Annotated in this window: 3 protein-coding genes; 2 read left to right on the top strand and 1 reads right to left on the bottom strand. The window is 42.4% G+C overall.

The window, feature by feature from the left end; all coding sequences use genetic code 11:
- On the bottom strand, positions 1 to 159 hold a 159-nt coding region (locus F6K13_RS34570), incomplete at its 3' end, for a phosphoribosyltransferase family protein (RefSeq protein WP_287290167.1).
- A 15-nt stretch (positions 160 to 174) separates the two neighbouring features.
- Here F6K13_RS34570 and F6K13_RS34565 point away from each other — a divergent pair.
- Entirely contained in the window at positions 175 to 681 is a 507-nt protein-coding gene (locus F6K13_RS34565; RefSeq protein WP_287290165.1) for a hypothetical protein, read from the top strand.
- A complete protein-coding gene (locus tag F6K13_RS34560; RefSeq protein ID WP_161564520.1) occupies positions 650 to 805 on the top strand; it encodes a hypothetical protein in 156 nt (51 codons plus the stop codon). The genes F6K13_RS34565 and F6K13_RS34560 overlap by 32 nt, the downstream gene beginning before the upstream one ends.
- Positions 806 to 1,042 lie beyond the last annotated feature (237 nt).

Raw genomic sequence — 1,042 nt, 5'->3', positions numbered from 1 at the left:
CGTGTGGACCTCGTGCCCCAGGGCCAGGAGCTTCTCGCGGCCGCCGAGCGCAGGCAGATCGATGACGAAGGCCGCGCCGACGATCTTCGCGCCGAGCCGCTCCAGCAGCTTGATGCCGGCCTCCGCGGTGCCGCCCGTGGCCAAGAGGTCGTCGACCACCAGCACGCGCTAGCCATGTTTAAAGAAGCTTATAAAGATATTCGAGAACCTCGCTTAGTCATATTTGCTCCAGTTAAATGCGAGATGGAAATGACAAAAGGAGAGAGAGCAGCCAAACAATTATTAGAAAGAATCAAAAAGGAATATGCCGACTTGCTTAATTTCTTATCCTCTCCACCATTAAATTCTCAAGTTGCCATTGCCATTACTCCAGTACAAACTTTGGGTTGTGTAATTTGTACAACCATTGAAGAACCAAGAAATAATTATTTACCTACTTTTGGATTTAGAAAAATTAGTCGCAATGCTGAATATAATCCCGTGGATAATGACCAACCTTTACGTTACTTATTACGGTTTTTGTTGAAAATGCACCATGAAGGGCGTACCCCTAAATTTTTACAAGCTGTTGTTAGTTGGATTGGTTTAGATGCTCATATTAAAAATGCTTTGACTCAGTTTTCTAAGGGCTGTAAAAATACTGCGGGTTTTGTCGTACTTCAGGGCAGAGATTTATTTTGAAGAAGGAGACAGGAGACAGGAGGGAAATTACTTATGGATAGTCTTCGACAAGCCGCTCCGCGTCTACGCTCCCCCAAGTAATTTTGAACACCGTGTAGACGGTGGGGTATTATACCAAGCGTGAAAAAAGAATGTTACGAACAGTAAGGGGAATAAAAATACAAATGCAAGATATGTCCTTTGACAAAAAAATGATTTCCAACCTGAAAATGGTATTGAAGCAATTCATTCTGTCTCCTGTCTCCTGTCTCCTGACTCAATAGCAATAACCTAAATATTTGTAGCAAAGATTTATTAAACTGGTATTAGATAGTAGGGTGCATTAGTAAAGGTAATACACGATGGTATTAATAGGATTTGA

Origin of the sequence: Okeania sp. SIO2B9 (genome assembly GCF_010672505.1) — a bacterium.
Lineage (GTDB): Bacteria > Cyanobacteriota > Cyanobacteriia > Cyanobacteriales > Microcoleaceae > Okeania > Okeania hirsuta.
Note: the sequence above shows the minus strand (reverse complement) of the source record. Positions and strands in the feature narration are given on the sequence as shown.

What these genes read in the sequence shown, in the direction of transcription:
- F6K13_RS34565 (WP_287290165.1), top strand. Translation starts at nt 175, where the DNA reads ATGTTTAAAGAAGCTTATAAAGATATTCGAGAACCTCGCTTAGTCATA.